At 66.5% G+C, this 19,927-nt stretch carries 22 protein-coding genes and 1 tRNA gene; 5 read left to right on the plus strand and 18 right to left on the minus strand.

Features of this window, described 5'->3' with window-relative positions:
* Positions 1-44: 44 nt before the first annotated feature.
* Positions 45-860, plus strand: a complete 816-nt coding sequence (locus AC1KAT_RS05440) for an N-acyl homoserine lactonase family protein (protein ID WP_480323569.1) — start codon at positions 45-47, stop codon at positions 858-860.
* A 58-nt stretch (positions 861-918) separates the two neighbouring features.
* Here AC1KAT_RS05440 and secA read toward each other — a convergent pair whose 3' ends face one another.
* Complete coding sequence (secA, locus tag AC1KAT_RS05445; protein ID WP_480323571.1) at positions 919-3,663, minus strand: preprotein translocase subunit SecA; 2,745 nt, start codon at positions 3,661-3,663, stop codon at positions 919-921.
* A 214-nt stretch (positions 3,664-3,877) separates the two neighbouring features.
* On the minus strand, positions 3,878-4,858 hold the full coding sequence (locus tag AC1KAT_RS05450) for a M23 family metallopeptidase (RefSeq protein WP_480323573.1): 981 nt from the start codon (positions 4,856-4,858) through the stop codon (positions 3,878-3,880).
* Between AC1KAT_RS05450 and AC1KAT_RS05455 the strand changes: the two genes are divergently transcribed.
* The gene (locus AC1KAT_RS05455; RefSeq protein ID WP_480323575.1) at positions 4,845-5,192 is read left to right on the plus strand and encodes a DciA family protein; all 348 of its coding nucleotides are present in this window, start codon (positions 4,845-4,847) and stop codon (positions 5,190-5,192) included. The two genes, AC1KAT_RS05450 and AC1KAT_RS05455, sit on opposite strands and share 14 nt — an antisense overlap.
* A 57-nt stretch (positions 5,193-5,249) precedes the next feature.
* Here the strand turns inward: AC1KAT_RS05455 and AC1KAT_RS05460 are convergent.
* The 6 genes from AC1KAT_RS05460 to petA all read right to left on the minus strand — a co-directional run bounded on the left by AC1KAT_RS05460 (position 5,250) and on the right by petA (position 9,625).
* A tRNA-Thr gene (locus AC1KAT_RS05460) sits at positions 5,250-5,325 on the minus strand.
* Positions 5,326-5,403: 78 nt separating this feature from the next.
* Positions 5,404-5,949 (minus strand): ClpXP protease specificity-enhancing factor, encoded by a 546-nt coding sequence (locus AC1KAT_RS05465; protein ID WP_480323577.1) that lies wholly within the window; start codon positions 5,947-5,949, stop codon positions 5,404-5,406.
* Between the two features lie 109 nt (positions 5,950-6,058).
* Positions 6,059-6,670: a glutathione S-transferase N-terminal domain-containing protein gene (locus AC1KAT_RS05470; protein ID WP_325478605.1), complete on the minus strand. Its 612-nt coding sequence runs from the start codon at positions 6,668-6,670 to the stop codon at positions 6,059-6,061.
* A gap of 124 nt (positions 6,671-6,794) precedes the next feature.
* Positions 6,795-7,565, minus strand: a complete 771-nt coding sequence (locus tag AC1KAT_RS05475) for a cytochrome c1 (protein WP_480323580.1) — start codon at positions 7,563-7,565, stop codon at positions 6,795-6,797.
* Positions 7,566-7,590: 25 nt separating this feature from the next.
* Entirely contained in the window at positions 7,591-8,991 is a 1,401-nt protein-coding gene (locus AC1KAT_RS05480) for a cytochrome b (protein ID WP_480323582.1), read from the minus strand.
* 34 nt (positions 8,992-9,025) lie between these two features.
* Positions 9,026-9,625, minus strand: a complete 600-nt coding sequence (petA, locus tag AC1KAT_RS05485) for a ubiquinol-cytochrome c reductase iron-sulfur subunit (RefSeq protein ID WP_480323584.1) — start codon at positions 9,623-9,625, stop codon at positions 9,026-9,028.
* A 221-nt stretch (positions 9,626-9,846) separates the two neighbouring features.
* Here petA and mscL point away from each other — a divergent pair, with 221 nt between their 5' ends.
* Positions 9,847-10,275: a large conductance mechanosensitive channel protein MscL gene (mscL, locus tag AC1KAT_RS05490; RefSeq protein ID WP_480324313.1), complete on the plus strand. Its 429-nt coding sequence runs from the start codon at positions 9,847-9,849 to the stop codon at positions 10,273-10,275.
* Between the two features lie 145 nt (positions 10,276-10,420).
* Positions 10,421-12,991: a DUF1631 family protein gene (locus AC1KAT_RS05495; RefSeq protein WP_480323586.1), complete on the plus strand. Its 2,571-nt coding sequence runs from the start codon at positions 10,421-10,423 to the stop codon at positions 12,989-12,991.
* A 6-nt stretch (positions 12,992-12,997) separates the two neighbouring features.
* Here the strand turns inward: AC1KAT_RS05495 and pdxA are convergent, their stop codons facing one another.
* Both pdxA and AC1KAT_RS05505 read right to left on the minus strand, forming a co-directional pair.
* Positions 12,998-14,083 carry a 4-hydroxythreonine-4-phosphate dehydrogenase PdxA gene (gene pdxA / locus AC1KAT_RS05500; protein ID WP_480323588.1) on the minus strand — a complete coding sequence of 362 codons (1,086 nt, stop codon included), beginning with the start codon at positions 14,081-14,083 and terminating at the stop codon, positions 12,998-13,000.
* On the minus strand, positions 14,080-14,835 hold the full coding sequence (locus tag AC1KAT_RS05505; RefSeq protein WP_480323590.1) for a Nif3-like dinuclear metal center hexameric protein: 756 nt from the start codon (positions 14,833-14,835) through the stop codon (positions 14,080-14,082). Before AC1KAT_RS05505 ends, pdxA begins: the two co-directional genes overlap by 4 nt.
* Positions 14,836-14,852: 17 nt before the next feature.
* Here AC1KAT_RS05505 and AC1KAT_RS05510 point away from each other — a divergent pair, with 17 nt between their 5' ends.
* Positions 14,853-16,043 carry a S1C family serine protease gene (locus AC1KAT_RS05510; protein ID WP_480323592.1) on the plus strand — a complete coding sequence of 397 codons (1,191 nt, stop codon included), beginning with the start codon at positions 14,853-14,855 and terminating at the stop codon, positions 16,041-16,043.
* A gap of 30 nt (positions 16,044-16,073) precedes the next feature.
* Here the strand turns inward: AC1KAT_RS05510 and tatC are convergent, their stop codons facing one another.
* From tatC to AC1KAT_RS05550, 8 genes are all read right to left on the minus strand, one after another.
* Complete coding sequence (gene tatC, locus AC1KAT_RS05515) at positions 16,074-16,871, minus strand: twin-arginine translocase subunit TatC (protein WP_480323594.1); 798 nt, start codon at positions 16,869-16,871, stop codon at positions 16,074-16,076.
* A 12-nt stretch (positions 16,872-16,883) separates the two neighbouring features.
* A complete protein-coding gene (gene tatB / locus AC1KAT_RS05520) occupies positions 16,884-17,369 on the minus strand; it encodes a Sec-independent protein translocase protein TatB (protein WP_480323596.1) in 486 nt (161 codons plus the stop codon).
* Between the two features lie 133 nt (positions 17,370-17,502).
* Positions 17,503-17,736 (minus strand): Sec-independent protein translocase subunit TatA, encoded by a 234-nt coding sequence (tatA, locus tag AC1KAT_RS05525; protein WP_480323598.1) that lies wholly within the window; start codon positions 17,734-17,736, stop codon positions 17,503-17,505.
* A gap of 60 nt (positions 17,737-17,796) precedes the next feature.
* Positions 17,797-18,168: a histidine triad nucleotide-binding protein gene (locus tag AC1KAT_RS05530; RefSeq protein WP_480323600.1), complete on the minus strand. Its 372-nt coding sequence runs from the start codon at positions 18,166-18,168 to the stop codon at positions 17,797-17,799.
* On the minus strand, positions 18,165-18,545 hold the full coding sequence (locus tag AC1KAT_RS05535; RefSeq protein WP_480323602.1) for a DUF4870 family protein: 381 nt from the start codon (positions 18,543-18,545) through the stop codon (positions 18,165-18,167). The genes AC1KAT_RS05530 and AC1KAT_RS05535 overlap by 4 nt, the downstream gene beginning before the upstream one ends.
* Positions 18,542-18,895 carry a phosphoribosyl-ATP diphosphatase gene (locus tag AC1KAT_RS05540; RefSeq protein ID WP_480323604.1) on the minus strand — a complete coding sequence of 118 codons (354 nt, stop codon included), beginning with the start codon at positions 18,893-18,895 and terminating at the stop codon, positions 18,542-18,544. The genes AC1KAT_RS05535 and AC1KAT_RS05540 overlap by 4 nt, the downstream gene beginning before the upstream one ends.
* A gap of 64 nt (positions 18,896-18,959) precedes the next feature.
* Positions 18,960-19,349, minus strand: coding sequence for a phosphoribosyl-AMP cyclohydrolase (hisI, locus tag AC1KAT_RS05545; RefSeq protein ID WP_480323606.1), 390 nt, complete (start codon positions 19,347-19,349; stop codon positions 18,960-18,962).
* 56 nt (positions 19,350-19,405) lie between these two features.
* Positions 19,406-19,855, minus strand: coding sequence for an NUDIX domain-containing protein (locus AC1KAT_RS05550; RefSeq protein ID WP_480323608.1), 450 nt, complete (start codon positions 19,853-19,855; stop codon positions 19,406-19,408).
* Between the last annotated feature and the right edge of the window lie 72 nt (positions 19,856-19,927).

The raw sequence follows: 19,927 nt of genomic DNA on the forward strand, positions 1-19,927 counted from the left end.
TCGCCGCAGAATCGGGGCCACCCTTGGTCACGCCCCCGCGCCCGATGAGCCCGACGCCCCCGCCCGCCTACGAGGTCTACGCCGTCCGCTACGCCCACATGCCGCGGCAACGGCGAGACAACTTCCTGCCGGCAGACCCGCATGACGGCCCGATGCCGATGGACTTCTACGTCTGGCTGCTCAAGGCGCCGCGCGATGCGGGCCTCGGCCATGTGCTGGTCGACACCGGCTTCTCGGCCGAGACCGCCCGGCGCCGTGACCGCGAATTCATGCGCTGCCCCATCGACGCGCTGCGCACGGTCGGCGTGGCCCCCGACGAGGTGCGCGACGTCGTGCTCACCCATTTGCATTACGACCATGCGGGCAACCTGCCCCGGCTGCCCAACGCACGCTTTCACGTGCAAGAGCGCGAGATGGCTTACGCCACCGGCCGCTGCATGTGCCATGCCCCGCTGCGCCACGCCTACGCGGTCGATGACGTCGTGGAGCTCGTGCGCCACGTGTACGCGGACCGCGTGGTCTTCCACGCGGGCGACAGCCGCGTCGCACCAGGCGTCGAGCTGATGCTTGTCGGCGGCCACACCCAGGGCCTGCAAGCCGTGCGGGTGCACACACCGCGCGGCTGGGTGGTGCTCGCATCCGACGCCGCGCACTACTACGAGAACATCGCCGACGAGCGGCCCTTCCCCATCGTCTTCAACGTCGCCGAGATGCTCGACGGCCATCGCCGACTGAAAGACGTGGCCGGTTCGCCCACGTACCTGGTGCCGGGGCACGACCCCGAGGTGCTGACGCGCTACCCGCGTGTCGAAGGCGACGCGGTGGGCATCGCCTGCCTGCACCGAGCGCCGAGCCGCTGACCGCGCAAAAGAAAACGGCCCTCGCGGGCCGTTTTTCTGGTGCTCGGCAGGACCGGGCTCAGGCCAGCTTGCCGTGGCACTGCTTGAACTTCTTGCCGCTGCCGCAGGGGCACGGGTCGTTGCGGCCCACCTTGGGCACGTCCGAGCCGAAGATCAGCGGGTCGGCTTCTTGCACGACGCTGCCGTCTTCGCTGGGGTGCGTGTAGGTCACGTTGCTGAACGACTCGGCGCGGTTCTCGATGGCCTCGGCGGCGGCGTTGGCTTCTTCCTGCGTCTGGATGCGCACCGTCAGCAGCGTGCGCGTCACGTCGTTCTTGACGATGTTGATCAGCTGGCCAAACAGCTCGAAGGCCTCGCGCTTGTATTCCTGCTTCGGGTTCTTCTGCGCGTAGCCGCGCAGGTGGATGCCCTGGCGCAGGTAGTCGAGCGCGGCCAGGTGCTCGCGCCAGTGCGAGTCGAGCGATTGCAGCAGCACCATGCGCTCGAAGGGGCGGAACTGCTCCGCACCCACGCGTTCGACCTTGTCGGCAAACAGCGCATCACCGGCCTTGAGCACCATCTCGACGATCTCTTCGTCGGTGATGGAGTCGCTCTTCTCGACCGTCTCTTTCAGCGGCAGCTCGATCTGCCACTCGTCCTTCAGCACGCGCTGCAGGCCATCGAGGTCCCACTGCTCTTCCATGCTCTCGGGCGGCACGTACTCATGCACCACGTCGGTCAGTGCGCTCTTGCGCAAGCCGGCGATCTGGCCTTCGAGGTCGGTCGCTTCGAGGATGTCGTTGCGCTGCTGGTAGATGACCTTGCGCTGGTCGTTCGAGACGTCGTCGTATTCGAGCAGCTGCTTGCGCATGTCGAAGTTGCGCGCTTCGACCTTGCGCTGCGCGCTTTCGATGCTGCGCGACACGATGCCGGCTTCGATCGCCTCGCCCTCGGGCATCTTCAGGCGGTCCATGATGGCGCGCACGCGGTCGCCCGCGAAGATGCGCATCAGCGGGTCGTTCAGCGACAGGTAGAAGCGCGAAGAACCCGGGTCGCCCTGGCGTCCCGAACGGCCACGCAGCTGGTTGTCGATGCGGCGTGACTCGTGGCGCTCGGTGGCGATGATGCGCAGGCCGCCGGCGGCCTTGACCTGCTCGTGCAGGCCCTTCCACTCGTCATGCAGCTTTTGAATGCGTTCGGCCTTCTCGGCCTCGCTCAGCGACTCGTCGGCTTCGACGAACTGCACCTGCTTCTCGACGTTACCGCCCAGCACGATGTCGGTGCCGCGGCCGGCCATGTTGGTGGCGATGGTGATGACGCCCGGGCGGCCCGCCTGCGCAATGATCTCGGCCTCTTTCGCGTGCTGCTTGGCGTTGAGCACCTGGTGCGGCAGGTCGGCCTTTTGCAGCAGGCCCGAGATCAGCTCGGAGTTCTCGATCGAGGTCGTGCCCACCAGCACCGGCTGGCCGCGTTGGTGGCAGCTGCGGATGTCTTCGATGACCGCGGCGAACTTCTCCTTGTCGGTCTTGTAGACGAGGTCGAGTTCGTCCTTGCGGGCGGTCGGCTTGTTGGGCGGAATGATCACGGTCTCGAGGCCGTAGATCTCCTGGAATTCGTAGGCCTCGGTGTCGGCCGTGCCCGTCATGCCACCGAGCTTGGTGTACATGCGGAAGTAGTTCTGGAAGGTGATCGACGCGAGCGTCTGGTTCTCGCTCTGGATCTTCACGCCTTCCTTGGCCTCGACGGCCTGGTGCAGCCCGTCGGACCACCGGCGGCCCGTCATCAGGCGGCCGGTGAACACGTCGACGATCACGACTTCGCCGTTCTGCACGACGTAGTCCTTGTCTTTGGCGTACAGATGATGGGCCCGCAGCGCCGCGTACACGTGGTGCATCAGCGTGATGTTCGCGGCGTCGTACAGGCTCGCGCCCTCGGCCAGCAGGCCGGCTTCGCTGAGCAGTTGCTCCGCCTTCTCGTGGCCGTCTTCGGTCAGGAAGACCTGCTGCGACTTTTCGTCGGCGGTGAAGTCGCCCGGCTCGATCACGCCCTCGCCGGTGCGCGGGTCGGCCTCGCCGATCTGCTTCTTGAGCTTCGGGACGACGGCGTTGATGCGCACGTACATCTCGGTGTGGTCTTCGGCCTGGCCGCTGATGATCAGCGGCGTGCGCGCCTCGTCGATCAGGATCGAGTCCACCTCGTCCACGATGGCGTAGTTGAGCGGGCGCTGCACCCGATCGGCCACCTCGTAGACCATGTTGTCGCGCAGGTAGTCGAAGCCGTACTCGTTGTTGGTGCCGTAGGTGATGTCGGCGTTGTAGGCCGCCTGCTTCTCTTCACGCGGGATGTGCGGCATGTTGATGCCGACGGTGAGCCCGAGGAAGTTGTACAGCTTGCCCATCCACTCGGCGTCGCGGCGCGCGAGGTAATCGTTCACCGTCACCACGTGCACACCCTTGCACGACAGCGCGTTCAGGTACACCGGCAGCGTCGCCATCAGCGTCTTGCCTTCGCCGGTGCGCATTTCGGCGATCTTGCCGTTGTGCAGCGCCATGCCGCCGATGAGCTGCACGTCGAAGTGCCGCATCTTCAGCACGCGCTTGCTGCCTTCGCGCACGGTGGCGAAGGCTTCGGGCAACAGCTTGTCGAGCGACTCGCCCTTGGCCACACGCTGCTTGAATTCTTCGGTCTTGCCTTTCAGTTCGTCGTCGCTGAGCTTTTCGAACTGCGGCTCCAGCGCATTGATCTGCTGCACCACCTGGCGGTATTGCTTCAGCAGCCGGTCGTTGCGGCTACCGAAAATCTGGGTGAGGAGCTTGGGCAACATGCGATGTCGAGGATTGAGACTGAAGGCAGCGCGCCGCGGCCAGGGCTGCGACGCGCAAAGAAGACTATGCAACTGGGGTGCGCCAGCGGCCTTGCAAGTCAGGGACGACCCCGAGAACAGGCGCTGCGCCAGCGGCAAAAGCCGGCAAGTTTAACCGCCGGCCATGTCACCGAAAGCCCGTGCTTTCGCCAGGGCAGAGGGTCTTGAGACGGGGTCAGTGGCGGTGGGCGGCGGGCTTGGCGGCGTCGGCCACCACGGGGCCCGAGGCGTTCGAGCCCAGGAACTTCGCCGGGTCTTGCGGCACGCCATCGACCATCACCTCGAAGTGCAGGTGTGGCCCGGTCGAGCGGCCGGTGCTGCCCACGCTGGCCACACGCTGGCCGCGCTTGACCAGGTCGCCCGCCTTCACGTGAAAGGCCGACGCGTGCGCGTAGCGCGTGGTCAGGCCGTTGCGGTGGTCGATCTCGAGCAGGTTGCCGTAGGCCGGGTGGTACTCGGCCGAGCGCACCACACCACCTGCCGCCGCCAGGATGGGCGTGCCCGTCGCCGCCGGGAAGTCCAGCCCCGTGTGCAAGGCGGCGCGGCCCGAGAACGGGTCGGCCCGGAAGCCGAAGCCCGAGCCGATGGGGCCATCGACCGGCCGGCTGTTGGGCACCATCAGCGCGGTCAAGCGCTTTTCGAACAGGCGCGACTCGACCAGCGTGAAGCGGTCGGCGTTCTGGTCGGCGCTTTCGTCGAGCGAGCGCAGCAAGGCGTTGAGCTGGTCGAGAGACACATCGTCGGCCGGCACGTACGGGCCGCCCTGGCCTTCGGTGGTCGCCGCGCCGCGGGGGGGCGCGGCCGGCACCTTGAATTCTTCGGGCTTCACGCCGGTCATGGTCGACACCCGGTCACCCATGGCTTCGAGCTTGACCAGCTTGGCCTGCATCTCGCCGACCTTCTTGGCCATGGCGTCGAGGTTTTCGCGCATGAAGCGGTCGCGTTGGGCGAACTCGTCGCGCACCACCAGCCGCACGATCTGGCTGACCACCGGCCAGCCTTCGCGTGCCGCCTTCAGAAAGACAACGTGGTAGATCGTGCCGGACAAGAGCATCAGCACCAGCGCCAGGGCGCCGATGGCGGCCAGCAGTTGCCAGCGGTTGAAGCTCAGCACACGGGTGCGTGCCAGCGACCCGTGGGTGATGAGGATCTGCATCGTTAAACTCCTTGCGGTGAACCCGAAGCCGCCCCCGGTCACCCCCAACGCGATACGCATCCAGGAAGTCCTGGACCACAGCCCTGCCCTGGCCCGGCTTCAACAGCTCTTGCGCGACTCTCAGGCCCGCTTCGAAACCATCCGGCCGTTTCTTCCGGCGGCTCTGGCCGCTCATGTGAAGCCCGGTCCGGTGGACGAAGAAGGCTGGTCGCTGTTGGCGGCCAACGCCGCGGTGGCGTCGAAGCTGCGTCAGCTCCAGCCCCGCTTGGAACAAGCCCTTCAGGCCCGGGGCTGGCAGGTTACTTCAATCAGGGTGAGGGTTCAAACGGGCTAGTGTCGAGAGATCACAAGACGTATCTGCGTCTTGTGCCTCCACCAGCATCGATGAAGCTGGTGCCCCCGGCAGGAATCGAACCCGCGACCTTCGGTTTACAAAACCGCTGCTCTACCAGCTGAGCTACAAGGGCTGAATCTTGAATTTTATCGGCCGCACCGCGCGGTGAAGCCGGCATAAGCGCCGCTGGCACGGCGCTTACGACTGGATGCTACTTGACGCGTTTCAACGCCGGTCGCCCACCGCCGGAGCCGGGAGGCTCGGGGGGCTCGACCGGCTCGCCGGCTTCGGCCGGCGTGGACTTCTCACCAGCGGTCGCCGTGCCGTCGGTGCTGGCCAGGCGCAAGCCGCCGGCCGGGCGCTCGTCACGCGGCGCCGGCTCGACCGGCACTGCGGCCACCGGCGAAGACGCCGCTTCGCTGGGCATCGGGAACGCCATGCCCTGGCCGTTCTCGCGGGCGTAGATCGCGATCACGTGATCGACGGGCACGAGGATCTCGCGCGACACCCCGCCGAAACGCGCCTTGAACTCGATCTGCTCGTTGCCCATCTGCAGGCCACTGGTGGCCTCGAAGCCGAGGTTGAGCACGATCTCGTTGTTCTTCACGTACTCGGCCGGTACCTGCACGGTGGCATCGACGAACACCGCGATGTACGGCGTGAAGCCGTTGTCGGTGCACCAGTCGTGCAGGGCGCGGATCAGGTATGGGCGCGTTGAAGTGCCCGCACTGCCGGGCGTGGTCGGGATCTGGCTCATGCGAGCCCCTCGCCCGCAACGCGACGAGATCGACACCCGAGGTGGATGTCGGCCCGTTCGGAATCGACCCGTTGTGCGAGGACAGACATGAACCGCATGCCCCGTGCGCTTACTTGCGCATCACCTTTTCGGACGGCGTCAGCGCTTCGATGTAGGCCGGACGCGAGAAGATGCGCTCGGCGTACTTGAGCAGCGGCACGGCGTTCTTCGACATGTCGATGCCGTAATAGTCGAGGCGCCACAAGAGCGGGGCGATCGCGACGTCGAGCATCGAGAAGTCGTCGCCCAGCATGTACTTGTTCTTCAGGAAGATCGGCGCGAGCTGCGTGAGGCGGTCGCGGATCTGCGAGCGGGCCTTCTCCAGCTGCTTGTCGGTCGGCTTGACACCGCGCGACTCGAGCACGTTCACGTGCGCGAACAGTTCCTTTTCGAAGTTCAGCAGGAACAGGCGAACACGCGCGCGCGCCACCGGGTCGCCGGGCATCAGCTGCGGATGCGGAAAGCGCTCGTCGATGTACTCGTTGATGATGTGCGACTCGTACAGGATGAGGTCACGCTCGACGAGGATCGGCACCTCGTTGTACGGGTTCATCAGCGCGATGTCTTCGGGCTTGGCGAACAGGTCGACGTCGCGGATTTCGAAATCCATGCCCTTTTCGAACAGCACGAAACGGCAGCGGTGCGAGTAGGGGCAGGTGGTTCCGGAGTAAAGCACCATCATGGTGACGGCTCCTTGGGGTTCGGGGTCTAAAACACAAACGGAGTGGGCAGCTCGATGCTGGGCCCCCACTCCGCCAGCGAACCGGGCGCGCGTCGCAAGACCGCGCCACCGGCGTCGCGTCGATTTACTTCACGTCTTTCCAGAACGAGGCGTTCAGGCGCCACGCAATCACGGTGAAGAGGCCGAGGAACAGCAGCACCCACACGCCCAGGCGCACGCGGTAGTTCTGCTGGGGCTCGCCCATCCATTGCAAGTAGGCCACGAGGTCGGCCACCGCTTCGTCGTACTCGGCAGGCGTCAGCTTGCCGGGAGTCAGTTGCTCGAAGCCGGCAAACTTGTGGACGGTCTTGCTGGCGTCGTGCGGGTCTTTTTCGTCAACGAACTTGGCGGCGCGCTGGCCTTGCAGTTCCCACAGCGCGTGCGGCATGCCGACGCTCGGGAACGCGAGGTTGTTCCAGCCCGTGGCCTTGGTGTCGTCGCGGTAGTAGGTGCGCAGGTAGGTGTAGAGATAGTCCGCGCCGCTGCCCTGGCCGGCGGCCGCACGCGAACGTGCGATCACGGTGAGGTCGGGCGGCAGGCCACCGAACCATTCTTTCGCCTGCTTCGGGTCGAGCGTGACCTTCATGGTGTCGCCGACCTTGTCGGTGGCGAACAGCAGGTTGGCCTTGATCTGCTCTTCGGTCAGGCCGATGTCGCGCAGGCGGTTGTAGCGCATGAACGCCGCCTGGTGGCAGTTCAGGCAGTAGTTGACGAACAGCTTCGCGCCGTTTTGCAGCGCGCCCATGTCGGTCACCTTGTTGGTCGGGAAGCGGTCCCAGGGGATGCCGCCGCCGGCCGCCGCAGCGCCGGTCACGAGGCCGAACGAGGCCAGCAGGATCAGGATCAGTTTCTTCATGGTGTGCATTCCGGGCAGCCGCACGTCAGTGGTTGAAAGTGACACGGTCAGGAACCGGCTTGGACTGGCCGATGCGGCTCCACCACGGCATCAGCAGGAAGAAGCCGAAGTAGAACAGCGTGCCGACTTGCGAGACGCGCTCGCCCACCGGCGACGGTGGCTGCACGCCCAGGTAGCCCAGCACGAAGAACCAGACGACGAAGGCGGCGTACATCCACTTGTGCCAATCGGGACGGTAGCGGATCGACTTGGCCTCCGAGCGGTCGAGCCAGGGCAGGAAGAACATGATGACGACGGCGCCGCCCATCACGACCACACCCCAGAACTTGGCTTCGAAGGTCAGCAGCAGGCCGGCACCCACGATGGCACCGATGGCCACGAGCAGCTTGCCCTTGCCCGACAGGCCGCCTTTCACGAGGGCCAGCACCGCACCCAGGCCGATCAGCGCCACCAGCACGTAGACCATCTGGTCGGTCGTGGCGCGCAGCATCGAGTAGTAGGGCGTGAAGTACCAGACCGGGGCGATGTGCGCCGGGGTCTTCAGCGGGTCGGCCGGGATGAAGTTGTTGTATTCGAGGAAGTAGCCGCCGAACTCGGGCGCGAAGAAGATGATCGCAGTGAAGATCATCAGGAACACGCTGACGCCGAGGATGTCGTGCACCGTGTAGTACGGGTGGAACGGGATGCCGTCGAGCGGGATGCCGGTCTTCGGGTCCTTCTTGGCCTTGATCTCGACACCATCGGGGTTGTTCGAACCCACTTCGTGCAGCGCGATGATGTGCGCCACCACCAGGCCCAGCAGCACCAGCGGCACGGCGATGACGTGGAAGCTGAAGAAGCGGTTCAGGGTGGCGTCGCTCACGACGTAGTCACCACGGATCAGCAGGGCGAGGTCGGGGCCGACGAAGGGCACGGCGGCGAACAGGTTCACGATGACCTGGGCGCCCCAGTACGACATCTGGCCCCAGGGCAGCAGGTAGCCCATGAACGCCTCGGCCATCAGGCAAAGGAAGATGCCGCAACCGAAGATCCAGACCAGTTCACGCGGCTTGCGGTAGCTGCCGTAGATGAGGCCGCGGAACATGTGCAGGTAGACGACCACGAAGAACGCCGAGGCGCCGGTCGAGTGCATGTAGCGGATCAGCCAGCCCCAGGGCACGTCGCGCATGATGTACTCGACGGACGCGAACGCGAGGTTCGCATCGGGCTTGTAGTGCATCACGAGGAAGATGCCGGTGACGATCTGAATCACCAGCACCAGCAACGCCAGTGAACCGAAGAAGTACCAGAAGTTGAAGTTCTTCGGTGCGTAGTACTCGGACAGGTGCTCTTTGTAGAGCTTGGTCGCCGGAAAGCGGTTGTCCACCCAGTTCATCAGCTTCTGGGCGGCCGGCGCGTCGGCGGGGACGGTCTTGAACTCAGCCATGGGGGAAATCTCCTGAAATGCCGTTGCGCCTGGGTCAGGCCTTCTTGTCTTCGCCGATCAGCAGACGCGAATCGGACAGGTACATGTGCGGGGGCACTTCGAGGTTGTCGGGAGCGGGCTTGTTCTTGAACACGCGGCCAGCCATGTCGAAGGTCGAACCGTGGCACGGGCAGAGGAAGCCGCCTTGCCAGTCGTCGGGCAGCGAGGGCTGGGCACCGGTCTGGAACTTGTCGGACGGCGAACAGCCCAGGTGCGAGCAGATGCCGACGGCGACGAGAATCTCGGGCTTGATCGAGCGGTGCGTGTTGCGGGCGTATTCGGGCGTCAGTTCGGCCGGCTTGCGCTCGGACTTGGGATCGGCCATTTGCGCGTCGAGCTTGGCCAGCGATTCCAGCTGTTCGGGTGTGCGCTTGACGATCCAGACCGGCTTGCCGCGCCATTCGACCGTGATCTTCTCGCCCGGCTTGAGAGTGCTGATGTCGACTTCGACTGCGGCGCCCGCGGCGCGCGCACGTTCGGACGGCTGAAAGGTGCTGACAAAGGGCACCGCGACGGCAGCGCCGCCGACGGCACCGGCGCCACAGGCGATGGCAACCCAGGTTCGGCGGCCTTGATCGACTTGCTGGTCACTCATGAGGGTCCTCGAAAGACTTGAGACTTGAACGGTCGGGGGTAACCGATAATTCTAATCGACGTGTCAAGGGCCGAAAGCATCGGCAGCTGCCGATTCGCCGAAGCCCTGCGGCGCTCGTTCGCGTCGCGTTTGGACACCCGCGCGCAACCCGGGGGTTGGCATACTTGCCGGCGCGCGCCCGTCCCGCCTTGTCAACACACAACCAGCCAGGAGCCGATCACATGGGATTCGTCACGGAGTTCAAAGAGTTCGCCATCAAAGGCAACGTCGTCGATCTGGCGGTCGGCGTCATCATCGGCGCGGCCTTCGGCAAGATCGTGGACTCGATCGTCAAGGACCTGATCATGCCGGTCATCGGCCGCGTGGTGGGGGGCCTCGATTTCTCGAACTACTTCCTGATGCTGTCCGATCCGCCCGCCGGGTACAGCGGGCCGATGACCTACGAGGCGCTCACCAAGGCGGGCGTGCCGCTGTTCGCATATGGCAACTTCATCACGGTTGCGCTGAATTTCCTGATCCTGGCCTTCATCATCTTCTTGATGGTCAAACAAATTAACCGACTCAAGCGGGAAGCGCCCGCGGCCTCGCCACCGGCCGACCCGGAAGACATCGTGCTGCTGCGCGAGATCCGCGACGCGCTGAAAAAGTGAGCCCTGGGCCCCGGGCCAAGGACGGCCGACGCGCGTTTGGCGCGGCGGCAGAAGCGGCACCGGACGGCCTGCGGTTTGGGCTCATACTTGAAACTCGACCGCCGGGGCGACCCGTGCGCATGCCCAGGCCGGTTCTTCCCCTGAGATGAACTCGATCGATCCGCGAGCCCAGGCGGCCTTCGCCGCCGCCATCAGCCACATCAAGACGACGGCCGCAGCCGTCGCTGATCGCATGGCCGACCACCTGGGCACCCTGGCTTCGTCCACCACCCGCCTGCAAGAGCGCGACACGTTCATTGGCGCGCAGCTCGATCTGCGCCGCAACATGGGCACCTTCGGGCTGGTGTTCGGCGATTCGCTGAGCAAGCGTCTGGCGCGCGAGCTGCAGCCCACCGCCGATTCGACCCGCCGGCTGGCCGAGACCGATTGGCAATCGCTCAGCCTGGTGGGCGACGACGAAGTCGAAGAGCGCATGTTCGCAGACCGCATCGCCGCCACCATCACACACGAGTGCGAATGGGAGTTGCGCGACGTGGCCGCATTCTCGGGGGCCCTGCTGGGCATCGGGCGCGCCGACCAGGACCGCAACCCGATCCGCCCGGACGTGATCGGCACCGCCATGTTCAAGGCGATCGAGGCGGTCTCGAAGGAAAGCGAGGTGCGCAAGCTGCTGGCCCGGGAAATGGGCGCCGCGCTGGGCAAGGTGATGCCCAGTTGCTACGCCGAGATCCTGAAGGACATGCGAGCGCGCGGCATCGTGCCGGTGAATCTGTCGGTGCGCACCGTCGAAGGCCCCGGCAACGAGCTGGCACGCGACCGGGTGATCTCGGGCTATTCGACCCTGCAGCGCGAGTCGGGCATGTCCACCGGGGGCAACTTCGGCCCCACCTCGGTCAGCGAATTCGATGCCGGGCCGATGTCGGGCCGGACCGGCCGGCCCACCGGGTTCGCACCCACGACCACCGGCGGCGTGCCGGGCGCGCGCGTCGGGGGCTCGGGCAGCGGACGCTTCACGCCGCGCCCGGGCGTGTCGGCCCAGGCCGACGCCGAGCTGATGACGCTGCTGCGGCGCCTGACTTCGATCGCCACGCGCCCGGGGGACCTGGGCGGCCTGACGATGCCGCAGGGGCTGCCGGGAGCCGGCGGCGGGGTGGACATTCCGCTCGGCACCGGCGCCGGTTCGCTGCCAGGCGGCGGAGCCGGCTACGCCGACAGCCTGCCGGGGCTGATGGCGGTGAACATGATCCGCGCGCACCGCGACGAGCTGCGCCAGGCCTCGACGGGTGCGCTCGATCACATGGTGATCGATGTCGTCGGCAGCCTGTTCGACCAGATCCTGTCCGACCCGCGCGTGCCGCCACAGATGGCGCGGCAGATTGCGCGGCTGCAGCTGCCGGTGCTGCGCGTGGCACTCGGCGACCCGACCTTCTTCTCGTCGCGCAAGCACCCGGTGCGGCGCTTCGTCAACCGCCTGGCCTCGCTGGCCTGCGCGTTCGAAGAATTCGACGACGGCCCCGGCAAGACTTTCCTCGCCCGCGTGCGTGACCTGGTGCAAGAAATCGTCGAGGGCGATTTCGACCAGATGGACCTCTACAGCGCCAAGCTGAACGAGCTGGAGCAGTTCATCGCCCAGTCGTCGCGGCAAAGCGTCGAGAGCAACACCGCGGCGGTGTCGATCGTCGACAACAAGGAGTCCGACCTGCGCGTGCAGCAACGCTACATGCTGCAGCTGCGCGCCGCGCTGGCTCCGCTGTCGATGCAGGACTACCTGCGCGACTTCCTGGCCCAGGTCTGGAGCCAGGCGCTGGCCCAGGCCACCAAGCGCGACGGCGCCCACAGCGACCTGGCTCAGCGGCTCAAGCGCGCGGGCCGCGAACTCGTGCTCAGCGTGCAGCCCAAGGGCTCACCGGCGATGCGCAAGAAGTTCCTCTTGCAGCTGCCGCCGCTGATGAAGGACCTGAACGAAGGCATGGCCCTGATCGGCTGGCCCGAGGCCGCGCAGAAAGACTTCTTCGGCAAGCTGCTGCCGGCGCATGCCGAATCGCTCAAAGGCGTGCCGCTGTCCGAGCTCGAATACAACCTGCTGGCCAAGCAGCTCGAAGGCGTCTTCAACACACCGGTGCCCGAACCCGATGCGTTGCTGCGCGACGTGCCGCTCGCCGGCGACGAGCAGCCGATCGAGCCGCGGTTCTCTGAGGAAGAGAAAAAGCGCATCGGCCTCGTCGATGAGTCGGCGGTCAACTGGTCCGGCGAGCTGGACATCGACCTCACCGCCGACGAAGCCAGCACCGGCCCCGACACCCAGCCGGGCGGCCTGGGCGGCGACACCGACATCGGCCCGCTGGACATCGACCTCGGCGGCGTGGACATCGACCTCTCGGCCAACGAACCGGCCGAGCCCACGCAGGGTCTCGCGCTGATGGAACACATCCGCCTCGGCTTCGCGTACCAGATGAACGTGAACGACCAGTGGCAGAAGGTGCGCCTGAGCTACATCAGCCCGGGGCGGGCGTTCTTCGTCTTCACCCGTGGCAAGCGCCACCAAGAGACGGTGTCGCTCACCGCGCGCATGCTGTCGCGCCTGTGCGAAACCGGCCGCTTCAAGGCCTTCGAGCGCGCCTACCTGCTGGAGCGCGCCACCGCGCGTGCGCGCAAGCAGCTGGCCGCGCTGTCGGCCTCGGCCAAGGCCGCCGCAGGCGCCGCCACGCGGCCCTGACCGCGCTCAGCCCGCGCTGAGCTGGCGCGCCATGCGCAGCGCGGCGATCAGGCTCGATGCATCGGCCTGGCCGGTGCCGGCGATGTCGAAAGCGGTGCCGTGGTCGGGGCTCGTGCGCACGAAGGGCAGTCCCAGCGTCACGTTCACGCCCTGTTCGACCCCGAGGTACTTCACCGGGATCAGGCCGTGGTCGTGCGTCATCGCCACGACGAGGTCGAACTCCCCCGGATGGTCGTTCGTGTGGCGCGCGCGCATGAACACCGTGTCGGGCGCATACGGGCCGCTCGCGGCGATGCCTTCGGCGCGGGCGGCCTCGATCGCGGGGCCGATGATGCGCAGCTCTTCGTCGCCGAAGAGCCCACCCTCGCCCGCATGCGGGTTCAGCCCCGCCACGGCGATGCGCGGGTGTGCGATGCCGAAGCGCCGTGCCGACTGGTGCGTGATGCGGATCGTGTCGAGCACCGCCTCGAAAGTCACCGCGTCGATCGCCTCTCGCAGCGACATGTGGATGGTCACCAACACCGTGCGCAGCTCGTCGTTGGCCAGCATCATGCGCACCGGCAGCATCGGTTCGCCGGCGGGCGTGGCCAGCGCTTGCAGCATCTCGGTGTGGCCGGGGTACGGCACGCCGGCGGCCGACAGCGCCTCTTTGTGAATGGGCGCGGTGACGATGGCGCGCGCCTCGCCCACCTGCACGGCGCGCACCGCACGCTCGATGCAGGCCGCCGCCGCGCCACCGGCCCGCGCGTCGACTTGCGCCAGCGGCACCGTCGCCAGGCCTGGCGCGATGCCCTTGACCTGCAGCACCGGCACGGTGCCGGCCGGCACCTCGGCGCCGTCGCGCAGCGCGTCGATGCGCGCGACCACCAGGCCGCCGCCCACGTCGGCCACCGCGCGGCGCATCACGTCCACGTCGCCGAGCACCACCGCGTCTGCGGCCTCGCCGGCGCGGTAGGCCTTGGCGATGATCTCGGGGCCGATGCCGCAGGCGTCACCCATCGTCAGCGCCAAGGGCGTCCAGCCGTCGTTGGCCGAACGGCCGCGCGACGGGCGCCGCGCGTCGGCCGGAAAGGGGCGGATCGACGCACTCATGCCGGGTTGTCGATCTCGATGAACTGGTGCTCGACGCCGAACCGGTCGGCCACGTGCGCGGCCAGGGCCGGTGCGCCGAAGCGCTCGGTCGCGTGGTGGCCGCAGGCCAGGAAGGTCACGCCCGTTTCGCGCGCCAAGTGCGCTTGCGGCTCCGAGATTTCGCCGGTCAGAAAGGCGTCGGCCCCGGCCGCGATGGCGGCTTCAAAGTAGCCCTGGGCGCCACCCGTGCACCACGCGATGCGCTTGAGCACGCGCCCCGGTTCGCCCTCGATCAGCACCGGCGCGCGCCCGAGCCGGTAGTTGACCATCGCGGCCAGTGCGGCCGAGGTCAGCGGCTGCTGCGTGTTGCCGATGAAGCCCAGGTCTTGCTCGCCGAAGCGCGCATCGGCGACCAGCTTGAGCTTGGCACCGAACTGCGCGTTGTTGCCCAGCTCGTCGTGCGCGTCGAGCGGCAGGTGGTAGGCGAACAGCGTGATCTGGTGGGCCAGCAGCAGCTCGATGCGCCGCTTCATCCACCCGGTGATGCGCCCGTCATACCCTCGCCAGAACAGGCCGTGGTGCACCAGCACCGCATCGGCCTGCGCGGCCACCGCGGCCTCGATGAAGGCCAGGCTCGCCGTGACGCCCGAGACGAGCTTTTGCACCTGGGGTTTGCCCTCGACCTGCACCCCGTTCGGCCCATAATCCTTGAACTTCCCCACGTCCAGCAGGGTGCTCAGGTACGACTCAAGCTCGGTGCGAAGGGCTGGCATGGACAGGAACTCGTTGGATGCGCAAGACTTGGCTCATTTTCTCGCAAGCCGTCACGGTGGCCGTGGCGGTGCTCTTTGTGGTGGCGACGCTCAAGCCCGAGTGGATCCGCCGGGGACCGAGCGCCGAGGTGCTGCCCAGCATCGTGTCGATCATGGAGGCTGCGCCTGCCGCGAGCGCCCCGATGCTCGCCGCCAGCGGCGTGGTGGTCGTACAGAGTTATGCGGCCGCTGCCCAACGCGCCACGCCGGCTGTCGTCAGCATCACGGCCAGCAAAGCCCCGCCGCGCAGCCCGCACAACCAGGATCCGTGGTTCCAGTTCTTCTTCGGTGACCAGGCCCAGCAGCAGCGCCGCGCGCAGGTGGGCCTCGGCTCGGGCGTGATCGTCTCACCCGAGGGCTACCTGCTCACCAACAACCACGTCATCGAGGGGGCGGACGACATCGAGGTGCAACTCACCGACGGTCGCCGCGCCAACGCCAAGCTCGTGGGCACCGACCCCGAGACCGACGTCGCCGTGCTCAAGATCGAACTCGACAAGCTGCCGAGCATCACCTTCGGCAGCGCCGACACGGCCAAGGTCGGCGACGTGGTGCTCGCCATCGGCAACCCGTTCGGCGTCGGCCAGACCGTCACCTCGGGGATCATCAGCGCGCTGGGCCGCAACCAGCTCGGCATCAACACCTTCGAGAACTTCATCCAGACCGACGCGGCCATCAACCCCGGCAACTCCGGCGGCGCGCTGGTCGACGCGCAGGGCAACTTGATCGGCATCAACACCGCGATCTACTCGCGCAGCGGCGGCAGCATGGGCATCGGCTTCGCGATTCCCGTGACGACGGCCAAGCAGGTGATGGAAGGCCTGATCCGCGAAGGCCAGGTCACGCGGGGCTGGATCGGCGTGGAGCCACGCGACCTGACCCCCGAGATCGCCGAGACCTTCAACCTGCCCATCAAAGAAGGCGTGCTGATCACCGGCGTGCTGCAGGACGGCCCGGCCAGCCGTGGCGGCCTGCGGCCCGGCGACGTGGTCGTGAAGGTGGGCCCGACCCCGGTGACCAACACCGCTCAGCTGCTGACCGCCGTGGCCGAACTCAAGCCGGCGGCACCGGCCGTGATCGGCGTGCAGCGTGGCGAGCGTGCGCTCGAATTGACCGTCACGGTCGCCCAGCGGCCGCGTCAGATGCGACCGGGCGGCGAAGGCCGCTGAAGATCCCTGCAGAAGCCGCCGCGCGCCGCGTCAAGGCGCCGCGTCGCTGGGGGCTTGCTCCGCGTCGGGGGCCTTGGTGTGCTTGATGAATATCTGCGCCGCCCAGATGCCCACCTCGTAGAGGATGCACATCGGGATCGCCAGCGCCAGCTGCGAGATCACGTCCGGCGGCGTCACCACCGCGGCGATGATGAACGCCAGCACGACGAAGTAGCCGCGAAACTCTTTGAGCTTGGCGATGCTGACGATTCCCATGCGTGCGAGCACGATCACGACGATCGGCACCTCGAAGGCCAGCCCGAACACCACGAACAGCGTCAGCACGAAGCCGAAGTACTGCTCGATGTCTGGCGCGGCGGTGATGCTCTGCGGGGCGAAGTTCTGGATGAACTGCGCCATGGCCGGCAACACCAGGAAGTAGCAAAAGCCCACGCCGACGAAGAACAGCACCGTGCTCGACATCACGAGCGGCAGCACCAGCTTCTTCTCGTGGTTGTAGAGCCCCGGCGCAATGAACGCCCAGGCCTGGAACAGCACGTAGGGCAAGGCCACCAGGAAGCCGGCCATCAAGGTGATCTTGAGCGGCACCAGAATGGGCGAAATCACGTTGGTGGCGATCAGTGTCGCGCCCTTCGGCAGGTGCGACACCAGCGGCGCGGCCAACAGGTCGTACAGCGCGCCGGACCCCGGCCACGCCATCAGGATGCCGAAGCAGATGAGGATGGCGATCGTCGCGCGGATCAGGCGATCGCGCAGCTCGATCAGGTGGGCGACGAAGGGCTGCTCGGTGCCCGCCAGTTCGTCGGGCTTGTCGTCATAGGAGCTCATGGATCAGGCCGGTCAGGCGTGGTTGCGCGGTGGGCGAAACCGCGCCACCCGCGCCGCACCCGACTGCGCCTTGCCGCGAATGCCGTGGCGCTGCTTGTACCACTGGGGCATCGCGCCGCGCTTGAGGCGCCAGTTCTTCTTCGGGTGCTTGTAAGAGGGCGGCGGGGGCGTGTAGGCCTCGCCGCTGTAGTCCGCCGGTGTCAGCTCGGGGTTGACGCCCCAGGGGTCGCCGCCGATCGCGGCGCTCGCCTGGCGGAGTTCGCTGCTGAGCTGGCTTTCGACCTCGCGCGCCGCATCGGTGTACTGGTCTTTCATCTTCTTGAGCTCGTCAAGTTCGATGGACCGGTTGACCTCGGCCTTCACGTCGGCCACGTAGCGTTGGGCCTTGCCCAGCAAGGCACCGACGGTGCGCGCGACCCGGGGCAAGCGCTCGGGGCCGATGACGATCAGCGCGACCGCACCGATCAGCGCCAGCTTGTCGAAACCGAAATCAATCAAGGTGCAGCCTCACGTCATGCGCTGATGGCAGCGTCGAAGCGAACGACGTTCATCACGCCACGCCCCGGGCACGGGTTGACCGGTCCGGTGGCCGGCGCCCGTCGCAGGGCAGGCGCGCAACGACGTGGGGGTGTCATGACTTGGTCTTGGCGTCGACGTCCACGGTGTTGGGGTCGCTGGCCTTCTGGTTGGCCACTTGCTGGGCCGGGCCGTCGGCGGCCGAGGCCGAGCCGTCCTTCATGCCGTCTTTGAAGCCCTTGACGGCACCGCCGAGGTCCGAGCCGATGTTCTTGAGCTTCTTGGTGCCGAACACCAGCACCACGATCAACAGCACGATGAGCCAGTGCCAAACGCTGAAGGAACCCATGACTTTCTCCTTGAGGAATCGGTAAGTTTAGGCGACGTGTGTGGCAGAACTGCCCACGTGTCAGCCCTTGGCCCAGGGGCGTGGGCCGCCAATGACGTGCAGGTGCAGGTGGTAGACCTCCTGCCCGCCGTCTGCCCCGGTGTTGATGACGCAGCGAAAGCCGTTGGTCACGCCCTGCTCGCGCGCCAGTTGCGGCGCGAGCGCCAGCATGCGCCCCAGCAGGGCTTGGTGTGCTTCGGGCGTGGTTTCGTTCATCGACGGGATGTGCGCCTTCGGAATGATCAGAAAGTGCACCGGCGCCCAGGGCGCGATGTCGTGGAAGGCGAACAGTTCGTCGTCTTCGTAGACCTTGCGGCTGGGGATCTTGCCCTCGACGATCTTGCAGAAGATGCAGTTGGCGTCGTGGGTGTGTGCTGCGCTGCTGGTGCTCATTTCACCTCCATCGGTTTGCCGTCCATCACGTACAGGAAGCCCTTCACCACGCGGTAGACGAACCAGACCCAGTTGGCGAACAGGATCACGAAGCCCACCCCCACGAAGGCCAGCACGAAGCCGAGCACGAACCACAGCAGCCCCCACCAGAAGGTGCGGATCTGCCAGGTGAAGTGGCTCTCGAAGATCGTGCCCGCCATGTCGTCGCGCTTGATGTAGTTGACGACGATGGCGACGATGGCGGTGAAGCCGGTGAACATGCTCGCGCCGTAGAGCGCGTACAGGATCAGCGTGAGCGTCTTGTTGTTCTCATGCCGCGCCTCGGGCGACAGGCCCGCCGGCACGGGGCTCGGCGTCAATCCATCGTTCGTCGTCATGGCTTGCGTTCCTCGTGGTCTCGGGTTTGCGACTTGCGGGCGGCGAATTCTTCGAGGCCCGACAGGCCCTCGCGGCGTTCCAGCTCGCGCAGCACATCAGCAGGTTTCAGGCCAAAGGCCGCGAGCGCGATCATCGAGTGGAACCACAGGTCGGCCACCTCGTAGACAATCTTCTGCGTGTCGCCGTCCTTGGCCGCCATGACGGTCTCGGTGGCTTCTTCGCCGATCTTCTTCAGGATGGCGTCGGTGCCTTTGTGGAAGAGGCGCGCGACGTAGCTCTTGTCGGGGTCGCCGCCCCTGCGCGATTCGATCACCTCGGCTAGGCGTTGCAGCGAGTCATTGCCAGTCATGTGGATTCCCAGGGGGTGCGTCGCACCCAGCATTCGCAAATCTGCAGGAGGTTCGGCGACTTGCTCATTTGTAGATGTGCTCCGGGTCTTTCAAGACCGGATCCACGGTGGTCCAGGCGCCGTCTTTGTAGAGCTGGAAGAAGCAGCTGTGGCGGCCGGTGTGGCAGGCGATGCCGGGTTCGTGGCCTTGTTGCGTGATCTTGAGCAGCACCACGTCGTTGTCGCAGTCCAGGCGCATCTCGTGCACCTTCTGGATGTGCCCGGACTCTTCGCCCTTGTGCCACAGCTTGTTGCGCGAGCGGCTCCAGTAGACGGCCTCGCCGCGCTCGGCGGTGAGTTGAAGCGCCTCGCGGTTCATGAAGGCGAACATGAGCACGTCGCCCGTGCCCTGCTCTTGCGCGATGACGGGCACGAGGCCCTGTGCGTCCCAGCGAATGTCGTCCAGCCAGCTCAAAGTGTGTGTTCCCAAGGGGCCCGCCGGGGTGGATGGCGGGCGAGGCAGTTTAACAATCAGGCCTCGGCGGCCCGTGGCCCTTCTTCGTGTGTTTGGCCCTCGAAACCGCGCTCTTGGGCAAACCAGCGCAACACCGGAATGGTGCCGGGCAGCACCGGCCCCATGCGAACGGGCAGGCTTTGCCAGGCCATGGTTTGCCGTTCGCGCATTTCGAATTCGCCCGTCCAGTCGTAGACCTTGCAGAAATGCAGCCGCACCAGCGCGTGCGGGTAGTCGTGCATCTCGACCTTCCAGGGGTGCACGGCGCCGATGGTGATGCCCAATTCTTCGTGCAATTCGCGCCGCAAGGCCTCTTCGATGCTCTCGCCCGGCTCGACCTTGCCGCCCGGAAATTCCCAGTAGCCGGCGTAGACCTTGCCTTCGGGTCGCGAGGTGAGCAGAAAGTTCTGCTGCGCGTCGATCAGCACACCGACGGCGACGTCCACCGGCACACGCTCGGTACTCATGACAGCCCCTCGCCCGCTGGGAACATCGGTCGATCCCCCCGGGGGATGCGAGCAGGCTTGGGAGCGGCCCGG

It is taken from the genome of Piscinibacter sp. PDB5-1 (assembly GCF_056676035.1).

Excerpts from the sequence above, each read along its gene's own strand:
- AC1KAT_RS05475 (WP_480323580.1), bottom strand. The coding sequence starts at position 7,565 with ATGAAGAAACTGATCCTGATCCTGCTGGCCTCGTTCGGCCTCGTGACC.
- AC1KAT_RS05495 (WP_480323586.1), top strand. The coding sequence starts at position 10,421 with ATGAACTCGATCGATCCGCGAGCCCAGGCGGCCTTCGCCGCCGCCATC.
- tatA (WP_480323598.1), bottom strand. The coding sequence starts at position 17,736 with ATGGGTTCCTTCAGCGTTTGGCACTGGCTCATCGTGCTGTTGATCGTG.
- pdxA (WP_480323588.1), bottom strand. The coding sequence starts at position 14,083 with ATGAGTGCGTCGATCCGCCCCTTTCCGGCCGACGCGCGGCGCCCGTCG.
- mscL (WP_480324313.1), top strand. The coding sequence starts at position 9,847 with ATGGGATTCGTCACGGAGTTCAAAGAGTTCGCCATCAAAGGCAACGTC.
- AC1KAT_RS05450 (WP_480323573.1), bottom strand. The coding sequence starts at position 4,858 with ATGCAGATCCTCATCACCCACGGGTCGCTGGCACGCACCCGTGTGCTG.
- AC1KAT_RS05535 (WP_480323602.1), bottom strand. The coding sequence starts at position 18,545 with ATGACGACGAACGATGGATTGACGCCGAGCCCCGTGCCGGCGGGCCTG.
- secA (WP_480323571.1), bottom strand. The coding sequence starts at position 3,663 with ATGTTGCCCAAGCTCCTCACCCAGATTTTCGGTAGCCGCAACGACCGG.
- AC1KAT_RS05470 (WP_325478605.1), bottom strand. The coding sequence starts at position 6,670 with ATGATGGTGCTTTACTCCGGAACCACCTGCCCCTACTCGCACCGCTGC.
- AC1KAT_RS05510 (WP_480323592.1), top strand. The coding sequence starts at position 14,853 with ATGCGCAAGACTTGGCTCATTTTCTCGCAAGCCGTCACGGTGGCCGTG.
- AC1KAT_RS05440 (WP_480323569.1), top strand. The coding sequence starts at position 45 with ATGAGCCCGACGCCCCCGCCCGCCTACGAGGTCTACGCCGTCCGCTAC.
- AC1KAT_RS05540 (WP_480323604.1), bottom strand. The coding sequence starts at position 18,895 with ATGACTGGCAATGACTCGCTGCAACGCCTAGCCGAGGTGATCGAATCG.
- AC1KAT_RS05505 (WP_480323590.1), bottom strand. The coding sequence starts at position 14,835 with ATGCCAGCCCTTCGCACCGAGCTTGAGTCGTACCTGAGCACCCTGCTG.
- AC1KAT_RS05480 (WP_480323582.1), bottom strand. The coding sequence starts at position 8,991 with ATGGCTGAGTTCAAGACCGTCCCCGCCGACGCGCCGGCCGCCCAGAAG.
- AC1KAT_RS05530 (WP_480323600.1), bottom strand. The coding sequence starts at position 18,168 with ATGAGCACCAGCAGCGCAGCACACACCCACGACGCCAACTGCATCTTC.
- AC1KAT_RS05550 (WP_480323608.1), bottom strand. The coding sequence starts at position 19,855 with ATGAGTACCGAGCGTGTGCCGGTGGACGTCGCCGTCGGTGTGCTGATC.
- petA (WP_480323584.1), bottom strand. The coding sequence starts at position 9,625 with ATGAGTGACCAGCAAGTCGATCAAGGCCGCCGAACCTGGGTTGCCATC.
- tatC (WP_480323594.1), bottom strand. The coding sequence starts at position 16,871 with ATGAGCTCCTATGACGACAAGCCCGACGAACTGGCGGGCACCGAGCAG.
- AC1KAT_RS05465 (WP_480323577.1), bottom strand. The coding sequence starts at position 5,949 with ATGAGCCAGATCCCGACCACGCCCGGCAGTGCGGGCACTTCAACGCGC.
- AC1KAT_RS05455 (WP_480323575.1), top strand. The coding sequence starts at position 4,845 with ATGAGGATCTGCATCGTTAAACTCCTTGCGGTGAACCCGAAGCCGCCC.